The sequence below is a fragment of the Agromyces mediolanus genome, from assembly GCF_044917495.1.
Taxonomy (GTDB): Bacteria; Actinomycetota; Actinomycetes; order Actinomycetales; family Microbacteriaceae; genus Agromyces; species Agromyces mediolanus_B.
Genome location: NZ_JAVSSI010000006.1, coordinates 118,767 through 131,896, shown reverse-complemented (window position 1 = coordinate 131,896; position 13,130 = coordinate 118,767). Strand labels below are relative to the sequence as shown.

Sequence of the window (13,130 nt, the reverse complement as noted above, 5' to 3'; positions counted from 1 at the left end):
CTCCGGACGGCTCCGGCGACCGTATAGACTGCGGATTCGACCCCGCCGACGTGGTCATGCACCCTTCCCGCCTTCCCACTTCCCCAGGAGACGTGCACCTATGAAGATCGGCCTGCTCACCTCAGGCGGCGACTGCCCCGGCCTCAACGCGGTCATCCGCGGCGCCGTGCTCAAGGGCGTCATCTCACACGACACCGAGTTCGTCGGCTTCCGCTGGGGCTGGCGCGGCGTCGTGGAGCGCGACATCGTCCCGATCACCCGGCACGACGTGCGCGGCCTCGCCCGCCAGGGCGGCACGATCCTGCACTCGAGCCGCACCAACCCCTTCGAGGGCGAGCTCGGCGGCCCCGAGAACATCCAGCGCACCCTCGACGAGCACGGCATCGACGCCATCATCGCGATCGGCGGCGAGGGCACGCTCACGGCCGCGCGCCGGCTCTACGACGAGGGCGGCATCAAGGTCGTCGGCGTGCCGAAGACGATCGACAACGACCTCGCGGCGACCGACTACTCCTTCGGCTTCGACACCGCCGTGGAGATCGCCACGGAGGCGATCGACCGGCTGCGCACGACGGCCGACTCGCACGGCCGCTGCATGGTGCTCGAGGTCATGGGCCGCCACGTCGGCTGGATCGCGCTGCACTCCGGCATGGCCGGCGGCGCCCACGCCATCCTGATCCCCGAGCAGCCGCAGTCGATCGAGCAGATCTGCGAGTGGGTCGAGTCGGTGCGCGAGCGCGGCCGCGCCCCGCTCGTGGTCGTCGCCGAGGGCTTCACCCTCCCCGGCATGGACGAGCCGCACTCGCACAAGGGGCTCGACGCCTTCAACCGGCCGCGCCTCGGCGGCATCGCCGACGTGCTCGCGCCGATGATCGAGGAGCGCACGGGCATCGAGTCCCGCGCGACCGTGCTCGGCCACATCCAGCGCGGCGGCGAGCCGAGCGCGTACGACCGCGTGCTCGCCACCCGCCTCGGCATGGCGGCCGTGGAGGCCGTCTACGACCAGGCGTGGGGCTCGATGGTCACGCTCCGCGGCACCGACATCCGCACCGTGTCGATCGCCGAGGCCACCGGCAGCCTGAACGTCGTGCCGCAGTCGCGCTACGACGAGGCGAAGATCCTCTTCGGCTGAGCGGGCGACGGATGCCGCACCCCGAGGTCTGCGTCTGCTACCTGCTCCGCGAGCGGGCGGGGCGCTGGGAGGTGCTCCTCGGCCGGAAGAAGCACGGGCTCGGCGCGGGCCGGCTCGTCGCCCCCGGCGGCAAGCTCGAGCCGGGGGAGAGCCCCGAGGCCGCGTGCATCCGCGAGGTCGAGGAGGAGGTTGGGCTCGTGGTGGCCGCCGGAGCGCTCGAGCGCCGGGGCGTCATCGACTACCGCTTCCCGAGCCGGGAGGCGTGGAGCCAGCGCTCGCACGTGTTCGTCTGCCGCGACTGGCGGGGCGATCCGCGCGGCTCCGACGAGCTCGATCCCGAGTGGTTCGCGGTCGACGAGGTGCCGCTCGAACGCATGTGGGACGACGCGTCCCGCTGGCTCCCCGGGGTCCTCGCGGGCGGTCGTGTCGAACGTGCGTTCGTGTTCGGCGACGATCTCGCGACCGTGGTGGAACCGGGCCCGTCCGTCGCGTAGGATCGACGGGTGCGCGGCCTCCCCGGGGGCCGCAAGTGTTACCCCATGAACTTCTGGTGAACGTCTTCACCGATCACAAGAGGCAGCGTCCACTACAGAAAGGCGCCGGTGGATCTCACCCTCATCGTCGTGCTGGTCATCGCACTGGCGCTGTTCTTCGACTTCACGAACGGCTTCCACGACACCGCGAACGCCATGGCGACACCGATCGCCACCGGGGCCCTCCGGCCGAAGACCGCGGTCACGCTCGCCGCGATCCTGAACCTGGTCGGCGCGTTCCTCTCGACGGAGGTCGCGAAGACGATCTCGGGCGGCATCATCCGCGAGGGCGACGGCGGGGTGCTGATCACCCCGGAGCTCGTCTTCGCGGGCCTCATCGGCGCCGTCGTGTGGAACATGATCACCTGGCTGATGGGGCTGCCGTCCTCGTCGAGCCACGCCCTCTTCGGCGGCCTCATCGGCGCCGCCATCGTCGGAGCCGGGCTCGGCGCGATCGACTTCCCGGTCGTCGTGTCGAAGGTGATCCTGCCGGCGCTCCTCGCGCCCCTCACCGCCGGGCTCGTCGCCTACGTCGCGACGAAGCTCGCCTACGCCATCACGAGGCGCTACGACGGCAAGCCCGACGGCCGCGACGGCTTCCGCCACGCGCAGATCTTCTCCTCCTCCCTCGTCGCGCTCGCGCACGGCACGAACGACGCGCAGAAGACGATGGGCGTCATCACCCTCACCCTCGTCGCCGCGAACCTGCAGTCGCCGGGCAGCGACGTGCAGTGGTGGGTCATCGTGACCTGCGCGGTCGCGATCGCCCTCGGCACCTACATGGGCGGCTGGCGCATCATCAAGACGCTCGGCACCGGGCTCACCGACGTGAAGCCCGCGCAGGGCTTCGCGGCCGAGACCGCGACGGCCGCGACGATCCTCGCCTCGAGCCACGTCGGCTTCGCCCTCTCCACCACGCAGGTCGCCTCCGGCTCGGTCATCGGCTCCGGCCTCGGCCGCCGCGGGTCGAAGGTGCGCTGGCGCACCGCGGGGCGCATCGGCGTCGGCTGGCTGCTGACCCTGCCCGCCGCGGGCGCCGTCGGGGCGCTCGCCGCGCTCGTCGCGCACCTCGGCGTGGGCGGCGTCATCATCGACGCGGTGGTCGGCGTGATCGTGATCATCGGCATCTTCGTCTGGTCGCGCCGCAGCGAGGTCTCGCACCACAACGTCGTCTCGGAGGTCGCCGACTCCGGCCGCGCCGTGAAGATCAAGCGCAACCCGAAGCCCAAGCGGAAGGCGAAGAAGTGATCGACTGGGGTGCATTCCTGATCGTCCTGCTCTCCGCGCTCGTCGGGGCATCCGTCGTCGTCAGCGCGTACGCGCTCGGCATCCGCCTGCTCACGCTGTCGGGCCGCACCCCGCTCGTGACGCCGGCCGAGTTCACCGACGCCATCACCATCGTCACGCCCGCCGAGATCAAAGCCGCAGCGAAGCGCGCGGCGAAGGCGGCCAAGAAGAGTCCGCTCACGGAAGGCCAGAAGCGACTCGCGCTCTTCGGAGCGTGGGCGTGCTTCGCGCTGAGCGCGATCGCCGTGCTCGTCGGGATCTACCTGATCCTCGGCGAGCACCTCACGCGGCTCTTCGGCGGGGCCTGACGCCCGAGTCGCTGCACCACCCTTCGGTTTCCCCACCTCCGCGCGCGAGCGCGGCGACCCCAGTGAAGGCGCAGCCATGACGACCACCACCCCGACTGCGGACGCTCCGCAGCACCCGGCCCCGAAGAACGCGTTCGACCGCTTCTTCGAGATCACCGCCCGCGGCTCGACCGTCGGCACCGAGATCCGCGGCGGCATCGTCACCTTCGTGACGATGGCGTACATCGTGATCCTGAACCCGATCATCCTGTCTTCCGGCGTCGACGTCGACGGCAACCAGCTCGGCTTCGCCCAGCTGTCCGCCGTGACCGGCCTCACCGCGGGCGTCATGACGATCCTCTTCGGCCTCGTCGCCCGGCTGCCGTTCGGCTTCGCCGCGGGTCTCGGCATCAACTCCTTCCTCGCGGTGTCCGTCGTCGGCCAGGTCACCTGGCCGGAGGCGATGGGCCTCGTCATCGTGAACGGCCTCGTGATCGTGCTCCTCGCGGCCACCGGCCTCCGGCGCATGATCTTCACGGCCGTGCCGATGCAGCTGAAGCTCGCGATCACGGTCGGCATCGGCCTGTTCATCGCGTTCATCGGCTTCGTCGACGCCGGCTTCGTCACCGCGACCGGGGTCGCCTCCCCGCCCGTCGGCCTCGGCGCAGGCGGATCCGTCGCGACCGTGCCGAGCCTCGTGTTCATCCTCACGCTCCTCATCACCGGCGTGCTCGTCGCGCGCAAGGTGAAGGGCGGCATCCTCATCGGCCTCGTCTCCGGCACGGTGCTCGCCGTCGTCATCGAGGCGATCTGGAACCTCGGCCCGAAGATCGCGAACGGCGAGCTTGTGAACCCGAACGGGTGGGGCCTCTCGGTGCCCGAGCTCTCGGGATCGCCCGTGAGCCTCCCCGACCTCTCGCTCGTCGGACAGGTCTCGTTCGGCTCCTTCGAGCGCATCGGCGTGCTGGCCGCGCTCATGCTCGTCTTCACGCTCGTCTTCACGAACTTCTTCGACGCCATGGGCACGATGACCGGCCTGTCGAAGGAGGCCGACCTCGCCGACGCGAAGGGCGACTTCCCGCGCATCAAGTCGGCGCTCGTCGTCGAGGGCGTCGGCGCCGTCGCCGGTGGATTCACCTCGGGCTCCTCGAACACGGTGTTCATCGAGTCGGGCGCCGGCATCGGCGAGGGCGCGCGCACCGGATTCGCGAACCTCGTGACGGGTGCGCTGTTCCTGCTGGCGATGTTCTTCACGCCGCTCGTGTCGATCGTGCCGACCGAGGTCGCGGCCGCGGCGCTCGTCATCGTCGGTGCGCTCATGATGGCGCAGATCAAGTACATCGACTTCAGCGACTTCTCGGTGCTGCTGCCGGTGTTCCTCGCGGTGACGGTCATGCCGCTCACCTACTCGATCGCGAACGGCATCGGCGCGGGCTTCATCGCCTGGGTCGTGGTGCGCTCGCTCGCCGGCAAGGCGCGGGAGATCAGCCCGTTGCTGTGGATCGTGGCCGCCGGCTTCCTGCTGTACTTCGCGCGCGGGCCGGTGGAGGCGCTCTTCGCCTGATCCGGCTCCCGTGGAACGACGGATGCCCCGGGCAGCTGCTGCTGCCCGGGGCATCCGTCGTTCGTGCGGGAGGCTCGCCTACGCGGTGCCGCGCGCCTTTCCGATCGCGTTCATGGCGTGGTAGACGACGATCGCGGCGACGGTGCCGAGCGCGATGCCGTTGAAGACGACGGTGCCGAACTCGATCGTGAAGTTCGCGATGCCGATGATGAGCGCCGTCGCCGCGGTGAACTGGTTCACCGGGCGGGAGAAGTCGACCTTGTTGTCGACCCAGATCTTCACGCCGATGATGCCGATGAGGCCGTACAGCGCCACCGTCGCACCGCCGAGCACGCCCGCCGGGATGGTGTTCACGAGCGCGCCGAACTTCGGCGAGAGGCCGAGGAGGATCGCGACGAAGCCCGCCACCCAGTACGCCGCGGTCGAGTACACGCGGGTCGCGGCCATGACGCCGATGTTCTCGCCGTACGTCGTCGTGCCCGAGCCGCCGAAGAAGCCCGCGATCGTCGTCGCGATGCCGTCGGCGAAGAGCGCCCGGCCGGTCTGCCGGTTGACCGAGGGGTCGGTCATCTGGGCGACGCCGCGGACGTGCCCGACGTTCTCGGCGATGAGCACGAGCACGATCGGCAGGAAGGCGGGCAGGAGCCCCCAGAGCGCGGTGTCGGCGAAGGGGTTGCCCGCGAGGTGGAACTCGGGAAGCCCGACCCACGCCGCCTGATCGATCTTCGTGAAGTCGACCTCGTTCTGCACGACGGCGGCGACGTAGCCGACGGCGACGCCGATGAGGATCGAGATCCGGCCCAGGATGCCGCGGAACAGCACGGTCGTGAGCAGCACCGCTCCGAGCGTGATGAGCGCGGTCACCGGTGCCTGGTCGAAGTTGAACTTCGCCGCCGGGGCGAGGTTCAGACCGATGAGCGCGACGATCGCACCGGCCACGATGGGCGGCATGAGCGCGTCGATCCAGCCCGTGCCGGTCCAGATCACGAGCCCGCCGATGAGGGCGAGCATCACCCCGACGGCGACGATGCCGAAGAGCGCGGCGCCCATCGGGTCGGCCGCCTGCTCGGAGGCGAGCGCGGCCGTCACCGGGGCGATGAACGCGAACGAGGACCCGAGGTAGCTGGGGAGCCGGTTCTGGGTGAGGAGGAGGAAGAGGATCGTGCCGATGCCGGAGAAGAGCACCGTCGTCGCCGGCGGGAAGCCGGTGAGCAGCGGGACGAGGAAGGTCGCGCCGAACATCGCGACGACGTGCTGCGCGCCGAGTCCGATCGTGCGCGGCCAGCTCAGGCGTTCGCCGGGGGCGACGACCTCGCCCGGTGCGACGGTCTTGCCGTCGCCGTGAAGGGTCCAGGGGAGTGCCATGGGGCTCCGATCGCATCGTGGGGGTGCCCGTCGTCGCGGATCGCGCGACGGAGCTGGGGCGGGCGGGGCGTGCGGCCGGGGCCGTGCGCTGCATCGGAGCATAGCGAAGCGGAGGGCCCTGTGTCGCTCATTCGATCGGCGGAGTGGCGCGCCACGGCGGTACGCCGCGCGCGCGGCGGGCGGAGGCGGTCCGCTCGCGCGGCGCGGCGGCTCAGCGGGCGAGTAGCTCGTCCTGGCTCGGCCGTTCGTCGCCCGCCCCGGCCCGCGGCCAGTGCGAGAGCGCGCGCTCGGCGAGCGCGGTGATCGTGAGCGAGGGGTTCACGCCCGGGTTCGCGGGCACCGCCGCGCCGTCGACGACCGAGAGCCCGGGATGCCCCCACACCCGGTGGTACGCGTCGACGACGCCGTCGGCGGGTGCCGCGGAGATCGGCGCGCCGCCGAGGAAGTGCGCCGTCAGCGGGATGCCGAACACCTCCGGCCAGGATCCCCGCGCCTCGGCGGGCACGCCGCCCGCCTCGCTCATCCGGGCCGCGATGGCCTCGGCCGCGCGGTGCGCCTCCGGGAGATGACTCGGGTTCGGCTCGCCGTGGCCCTGCGCGCTCGTGAGCCGCAGCCGTCCGAAGCGGCGGCGGAGCGAGAGGGTCAGCGAGTTGTCGGCGGTCTGCATGACGAGGGCGATGATGCCCCGCTCGCTCCAGCGGTGGAGCGACGCGAGCCGGAACTGGCGGAGCGGCGAGCGCAGGAGCAGCCCCGCGGCCCGTCCGAGCCGACGCCCGAGCGGCAGTTCGCCCGGCACCATGACCGTAGCGAGCGCGCCCATCAGGTTCGAGCCGGGGCCGTAGCGCACGTTCTCGACGTGGGTGCGCTCGTCGACGTGGAAAGACGTCGTGATCGCGACGCCGTGCGCGAGCCCGAGCGAGCCGGGCACCGCCGTCGCCACCGCGCCGTCGAGGGCCTCGGAGTTCGTCCGCGTGAGCCGGCCCACGGCGTCGGAGATACGAGGGAGCGCGCCGGAGTGCTTCATCCGGTGCAGGAGCTGCTGCGTGCCCCAGGTGCCGGCGGCGAGCACGACCCGTTCGGCCGTCGCGGTGCGCGTCGCGGGGCGGATCCGTGCGCCGGTGCGCCGGGTGGTCACGGCGAAGCCGCCGCCCGGCAGCTCGCGCACCTCGCTGACGGTGCGGAGCGCTTCGATGACGACGCCGCGGCGCTCGGCGAGCGCCAGGTAGTTCTTCATCAGGGTGTTCTTCGCGCCGACCCGGCAGCCGACCATGCAGTTGCCGCAGAGGGTGCAGCCGGTGCGATCCGGCCCCTCGCCGCCGAAGAACGGGTCGGCCGTGCGCTCGCCGGGGCGCCCGAACCAGACGCCGACCGGGGCCCGCCGGAAGGTGTCGCCGACGCCGAGGTCGGCGGCCGCGCCGGCCATGATCCGTTCGACCGGCCCCGTGTGCGGGTAGCGCTCGACGACGCCGAGCATCCGCTTCGCGGTGGCGTAGTGCGGCGCGAGCTCCGCGCCCCAGTCCGCGAGCCCGCGCCACTGCGGGTCGGCGAAGAAGCCGGGCCCCGGCTCGTAGAGGGTGTTGGCGTAGTTCAGCGAGCCGCCGCCGACCCCGGCGCCGGCGAGGATCATCACGTGCGGCAGCCGGTGGATGCGCTGCACGCCGTAGCAGCCGAGCGCGGGCGCCCAGAGATAGCGGCGCAGGTTCCAGCTCGTCTTCGCGAAGTCCGCGTCCTCGAAGCGCCGGCCGGCCTCGTAGACGCGGACGCGATAGCCCTTCTCCGCCAGCCGGAGCGCGGCGACCGAGCCGCCGAAGCCCGAGCCGACCACGACGACGTCCTCGTCGAAGGTGCGCTCCGCCGTCATCCCCGGCCTCCCTCGTCTCCGGCGAGCCCGCGCTCGTCCGGCACCATGATGCGCAGCGCGCCGGCGCGCGAGACGATCTCGCAGTCGCCGCTGCCGACGCGCTCGCCGTCCGCGTAGACGGTGAGCCCCGGGGCCGAGACGCGCACCTCGCGGCCGCGTCGATGGGTCACCTCGGGCCGCCGGTCGTGGCGGCCGCGGAGGAGCAGGGGGAACAGCCGGACGAGACGGAGCCTCGTGAGCGGGGCCACGTGCACCACGTCGAGGAGCCCGTCGTCGGGCAGGGCGCCGACGCACACCGGCATCCCGCCGCCGTAGCTCTCGGTGTTCCCGACGGCCACGAGCGTGCCCGGCGCGTGGGTCGCGTCCTCGCCGTCGATCCGGATCGTGAAGTCCATCGGGCGCAACCGGACGAGCTCGATCGCGAGCGCGAGGTAATACCGGAGCGCGCCGTGCGGCCAGCGCAGCCGGTTCGTGCGGTCGCTGACCTTCGCGTCGAAGCCGAGCGCGGCGACCGTGAGGAAGGGCCGGGACCGGCCGCCGCTGCGCACCTCGCCGACGTCGATCACCCGCGCGGTGCCGGTGAGCGCGAGCGCGGCGGCGGCCGCGGCGTCGTCGCGGGGGAGTCGCAGGGCCCGGGCGAGGTCGTTGCCGGTGCCCGCCGGTACGAGGACGACGGGCGTCTCGGCGAGGAGCAGCAGCTCGAGGATGCCGGAGAGGGTGCCGTCGCCGCCGACGACCACGAGGGCCGTCGGCGCCTCCTCGAGCGCCCGGGCGGCGAGCGCCGCGGTGTCGGCCGCCGAGCCGCCCTCGTAGCTGCGCACCTCGGCCCCGCGCGCACGGAGCCCGGCGATCGCCGTCGCGGCGGCCGCTCGTCCGCGCCCCTTCCCGGCGAACGGGTTGGCCAGCACCGCGATGTGCCCGCCCACCGTCATCCCGCCCGGCTCGGTTCGGGACCCGGCTGGATGACCGCGCCGGGGTTGAGGACGGCGTTCGGGTCGAGTTCGCGCTTGATCGCCCGGAGGATGCGGATGCCGGTGTCGCCGATCTCGTCGGGCAGCCACGGCGCGTGGTCGCGACCGACCGCGTGGTGGTGGCTGATGGTGCCCCCGGCGGCGAGGATGGCGTCGTTCACGGCGGCCTTCACCCGGTCCCACACCGCGAGCGGCTCGTCGCGGATGCCCGCGAGGACGGTGAAGTAGAGCGAGGCGCCGGTCGGGTAGACGTGCGAGACGTGGCACATGACGTACGACTTCGCGCCGGCCGCGGCGAGCCCGTCGCGGAGGGTGCGTTCGACGGCCTCGCGCAGCGCCGGCAGCCTCGCCCAGGTGGTCGCCGTCTCGAGCGTCTCGCAGAACACCCCGGCGTCGAGCAGCGCGTCGCGCAGGTACGGGCCGTCGAACCGACCCTCCAGCCAGTCGGATGCCGCCCCGGCGCCGGAGGAGCTGCCGCCCGCGGCGCGGAGCAGCTCGGCGGTGCGGGCGCGCCGATGCTCGAGATCGTCGCCCTCGTAGACGGTGACGGCGCTCGCGCCCTTCGCGAGCACCTTGCCGATCTTGCCGAGCTGGGCGAGGCTCACCGCCGTCTCCGCCTCGTCGGACAGGCGGATGACGGTGGGGCCCCCGCCGCGCTGGGCGACGTGTCGGAGCCCCTCCGCGCCCGACGCGAAGTCGGGGAACGTCCAGGCCTCGAAGACGCGCTCGCTCGGGGTCCGGTGCACGCGCAGCCGGACCTCGGTGATGATGCCGAAAATGCCCTCCGAGCCGAGGAACACGCGGACGAGGTCGGGCCCGGCGGCGGAGCCGGGGGAGCGGCCGAGTTCGAGCTCGCCGGTCGGCGTCGCGACGCGGAGGCCGGTGACCATGGCGTCGAAACGGCCGTAGCCGGCGGAGTTCTGGCCGGAGGAGCGGGCTGCGGCGAATCCGCCGATGGTCGCGTAGCGGAAGCTCTGCGGGTAGTGGCCGAGCTCGAAGCCGTGCGCCGCGAGGAGCGCCTCGGCCTCGGGTCCCGTGGTGCCCGCGGCGAGCACCGCCTCGCCGCTCAGCTCGTCGAGGGCGAGGAGCCCCGAGAGCCGGCGGAGGTCGAGGCTCACGACCGCGCGGTGCGTCCCGCGCTCGGGGTCGAGGGCGCCGACGACGCTCGTGCCGCCGCCGAAGGGGATGACCGCGAGCCCCCGTTCGCTCGCGAGCCGCAGGCAGGCGAGCACCTCCTCGTGGCTTCCGGGCCGGACGACCGCGTCCGGCGCGAGCTGCTCGGCGGCGCGGCGGCGCAGGAGGTCCGGCGTCGACCGGCCGCCCGCGTGCCTGAGGCGGGCCTCCTGCGAGCCGTCGACGTGGGCGTCCCCGACGGCCAGGCGCAGGGCGGCGAGATCGTCGGCGGTGAGGGCCGGCGCGGCGAGACGGACGGCGTCGATCGGCACGGCGGGCTCGGGGCGCCGCACCCGTCCGAGCAGGAGCGGGAGCAGCGCGCGGACGGCGAGCGGGAGCTCCTTCGCCTTGGCGGGGTCGCCCCAGCCGTTCCACCGCATCGGCGGGTCGGCGTCGACCCTGTCGAACTGATCGTCCATGCGTTACAGTGTGACAGATCATGGAAGAACGTCAAGCAGTCGACGCCTCGTTCGACCGGGAACCGCCGGCCTGGGACGCGACGCAGTCGCGCGTGCTCGACGCCGCCGACGAGCTCATCCGCCGCCGCGGTGTCGGCGGGGTGACGATCGCCGAGCTCTCCCGCCGCTCGGGGCTCAGCCGGCCGACCGTCTACCGCAGCTGGAGCGACGCCGACGACGTGGTGCGTTCGGCCCTGCTGCGCCGGGTCATCCGCATCCTGGACGCCTTCGAGACGCCCGCGACGACGCGCGCGGGCCTCGTCGACGACGTGCTGCGCTTCTCCGCCCGCTTCCGCGCCGACGCGGTCTACGGCCGGCTGCTCGACGACGAGCCCGAGGCGTTCACGAGGTACACCCTGCAGCGCGTCGGCTCGAGCCAGCGGCGGATCCTGGGCTGGCTCGCCAGGGCGATCGCGGCCGCGCAGGACGACGGCACCGTGCGCCGGGGCGACCCGCAGGAGATCGCGGTGATGCTGCTGCTCATCGCGCAGTCCGCGGTGCTCTCGCACGGCACCGTCACGGAGCTCATCGACGAGGACGCCTGGGAGCGCGAGCTCCGCGCGGCGCTCGACGGGCACCTGCGGCCATGACCGGGTCGAACGCCCGGCTCGACGCCCGGCGCCGTCGCCGCGAGCTCGGTCGGGCCGCCGAGGAGACCGCCGACCTCCTCGTCGTCGGCGGGGGCATCACCGGCACGGGGGTCGCCCTCGACGCGGCCTCGCGCGGGCTCCGGGTCGTCCTCGTCGAAGCCGAGGACCTCGCCTTCGGCACGAGCCGCTGGAGCTCGAAGCTCGTGCACGGCGGCCTCCGCTACCTCGCGACGGGCGACGTCGCCACGGCCCGAGAGAGCGCCGCCGAACGGCACTTCCTGATGACCGCCATCGCGCCGCACCTCATCCGCCCGCTGCCGCAGCTCCTGCCGTTCCTGCCGGGCGTCACGCACCGCCAGCGCACGGCCGGCGCGGTCGGCCTGGGGCTCGGCGACCTCCTCCGCCTCCAGGCGCGCACGCCCCGCGCCGTCCTGCCCCCGCCGAGGCTCGTCACGCCGCGCAGCGCGCGCCGACTCGTGCCCGCGCTCGAGCGCCGGGGGCTCCGGGGCGGCATGCTCTCCTTCGACGGCCAGCTCGTCGACGATGCGAAGCTCGTCGTCACCGTGGCCCGCACGGCCGCCGCGCACGGGGCGCGGATCCTCACCCGGGTCCGCGCGCTCGAGCTCCGCGCCGACGGCGCCGCCGTGCAGGACGGACTGAGCGGCGAGCGCTTCGAGCTCCGCGCGCGGGCCGTGGTGAACGCCACCGGCGTCTGGGCGGGCGGGCTCGACGGCGCGATCGCCGTGCGGCCGAGCCGGGGCACTCACCTGGTGCTCGACGGCGCGGTGCTCGGACATCCGGAGGCGGCGCTGACCATCCCGCACGAGGGCTCGATCAGCCGCTACGTGTTCGCGCTACCGCAGCGCGACGGGCGCGTCATCGTCGGACTCACCGACGAGGACGCCCCCGGCCCGGTGCCGGAGGTGCCGACGCCCACGGAGCCGGAGATCGCCTTCCTCCTCGCGAGCCTGAACCGCGTCGTCGCGACGCCCGTGCGGCGCGAGCAGGTGCTCGGCGCGTTCGCCGGGCTCCGGCCGCTCATCGACAGCGGGGCCGATCGCACCGCCGACATCTCGCGCCGTCACCTCGTCGCGGTCGCGGACGCCGGCTTCGTCTCCGTGCTCGGCGGCAAGCTGACGACCTACCGGCGGATGGCGGAGGACGCCGTCGACCTCGTCGTCGCCACCCGGGGCCTTGCGGCATCCCCGAGCCGGACGGCCGGCCTCCGCCTCGTCGCCGTCGACGACGCGCTCGCGCACTCGGCGCTGCGCGATGCCGCCGAGCCCATCGCCGACGGGGTCGGCGTGACCCGTGCCGACGTCGAGTACGCGGTCCGCGCCGAGGGGGCGCTCACCGCCGCCGACGTCCTCGATCGACGGACGCGGATCGGGCTCGTCCCGGCCGACCGCGCGCGCTGCCTGCCCGCGGTCGAGGAGCTCGTCGCGGCGACGCTCGCGGAGGGGTGAACCCGCACCGCTCGCTCGGGTCGCTCTCAGGGAAGAACCGGGGGATATCCCCATACCGCAGGCCCCGGCCGATCCGTAGCGTGGATGCCATGACCACCACCATCGATCCCACCGTCAGCCCCGTCCACCCGGCGGGCGCGGCCCAGCAGGCCGCCCCGGCACAGTCCCAGGCGCCCGCCGCCGAGACGAACGGGTTCTCGATCGCCAGCCTCGTGCTCGGCCTCGTGTCGATCGTCGCCGGATTCACTTTCCTGGTGCCGGTCGGCGGCCTCATCCTCGGCATCGTCGGCCTGCAGCGCGAGCCCGCATCGCGCACGATGGCCATCTGGGGCATCGTGCTGAACGCCGTCATGCTCGTCGGCACCGTGCTCGTCGGCTTCGGGATGCTCGCCTTCGGAGCGCTCGCCCTGCCGTTCCTGCCGTTCGCCTTCTGAGCGACCACC

General features: G+C 73.2%; 12 protein-coding genes. 8 read left to right on the top strand and 4 right to left on the bottom strand.

Annotation, left to right across the window (positions count from 1 at the left end; all coding sequences use genetic code 11):
- Positions 1-100 precede the first annotated feature (100 nt).
- From ROT00_RS10750 to ROT00_RS10730, 5 genes are all read left to right on the top strand, one after another.
- Positions 101-1,132: a 6-phosphofructokinase gene (locus tag ROT00_RS10750; RefSeq protein WP_404774729.1), complete on the top strand. Its 1,032-nt coding sequence runs from the start codon at positions 101-103 to the stop codon at positions 1,130-1,132.
- A gap of 11 nt (positions 1,133-1,143) precedes the next feature.
- Complete coding sequence (locus ROT00_RS10745) at positions 1,144-1,626, top strand: 8-oxo-dGTP diphosphatase (RefSeq protein WP_404774728.1); 483 nt, start codon at positions 1,144-1,146, stop codon at positions 1,624-1,626.
- Positions 1,627-1,734: 108 nt separating this feature from the next.
- Positions 1,735-2,913: an inorganic phosphate transporter gene (locus tag ROT00_RS10740; RefSeq protein WP_404774726.1), complete on the top strand. Its 1,179-nt coding sequence runs from the start codon at positions 1,735-1,737 to the stop codon at positions 2,911-2,913.
- Complete coding sequence (locus tag ROT00_RS10735) at positions 2,910-3,260, top strand: peptidase (RefSeq protein WP_404774725.1); 351 nt, start codon at positions 2,910-2,912, stop codon at positions 3,258-3,260. The genes ROT00_RS10740 and ROT00_RS10735 overlap by 4 nt, the downstream gene beginning before the upstream one ends.
- 76 nt (positions 3,261-3,336) lie before the next feature.
- Positions 3,337-4,803: an NCS2 family permease gene (locus ROT00_RS10730; protein ID WP_404774723.1), complete on the top strand. Its 1,467-nt coding sequence runs from the start codon at positions 3,337-3,339 to the stop codon at positions 4,801-4,803.
- Between the two features lie 78 nt (positions 4,804-4,881).
- Here ROT00_RS10730 and ROT00_RS10725 read toward each other — a convergent pair whose 3' ends face one another.
- The 4 genes from ROT00_RS10725 to ROT00_RS10710 all read right to left on the bottom strand — a co-directional run bounded on the left by ROT00_RS10725 (position 4,882) and on the right by ROT00_RS10710 (position 10,592).
- Positions 4,882-6,168 carry a uracil-xanthine permease family protein gene (locus ROT00_RS10725; RefSeq protein ID WP_404774721.1) on the bottom strand — a complete coding sequence of 429 codons (1,287 nt, stop codon included), beginning with the start codon at positions 6,166-6,168 and terminating at the stop codon, positions 4,882-4,884.
- 211 nt (positions 6,169-6,379) lie between these two features.
- Positions 6,380-8,029, bottom strand: coding sequence for a GMC family oxidoreductase (locus tag ROT00_RS10720; protein ID WP_404774720.1), 1,650 nt, complete (start codon positions 8,027-8,029; stop codon positions 6,380-6,382).
- Positions 8,026-8,961, bottom strand: a complete 936-nt coding sequence (locus ROT00_RS10715; RefSeq protein WP_404774718.1) for a YegS/Rv2252/BmrU family lipid kinase — start codon at positions 8,959-8,961, stop codon at positions 8,026-8,028. Before ROT00_RS10715 ends, ROT00_RS10720 begins: the two co-directional genes overlap by 4 nt.
- On the bottom strand, positions 8,958-10,592 hold the full coding sequence (locus tag ROT00_RS10710; protein ID WP_404774716.1) for an FAD-binding oxidoreductase: 1,635 nt from the start codon (positions 10,590-10,592) through the stop codon (positions 8,958-8,960). The genes ROT00_RS10715 and ROT00_RS10710 overlap by 4 nt, the downstream gene beginning before the upstream one ends.
- A gap of 20 nt (positions 10,593-10,612) precedes the next feature.
- Here ROT00_RS10710 and ROT00_RS10705 point away from each other — a divergent pair, with 20 nt between their 5' ends.
- From ROT00_RS10705 to ROT00_RS10695, 3 genes are all read left to right on the top strand, one after another.
- The gene (locus ROT00_RS10705) at positions 10,613-11,221 is read left to right on the top strand and encodes a TetR/AcrR family transcriptional regulator (protein WP_404774714.1); all 609 of its coding nucleotides are present in this window, start codon (positions 10,613-10,615) and stop codon (positions 11,219-11,221) included.
- Positions 11,218-12,687, top strand: a complete 1,470-nt coding sequence (locus ROT00_RS10700; protein ID WP_404774712.1) for a glycerol-3-phosphate dehydrogenase/oxidase — start codon at positions 11,218-11,220, stop codon at positions 12,685-12,687. Before ROT00_RS10705 ends, ROT00_RS10700 begins: the two co-directional genes overlap by 4 nt.
- Before the next feature lie 89 nt (positions 12,688-12,776).
- Positions 12,777-13,121, top strand: a complete 345-nt coding sequence (locus tag ROT00_RS10695) for a hypothetical protein (RefSeq protein ID WP_404774710.1) — start codon at positions 12,777-12,779, stop codon at positions 13,119-13,121.
- Positions 13,122-13,130: the final 9 nt, after the last annotated feature.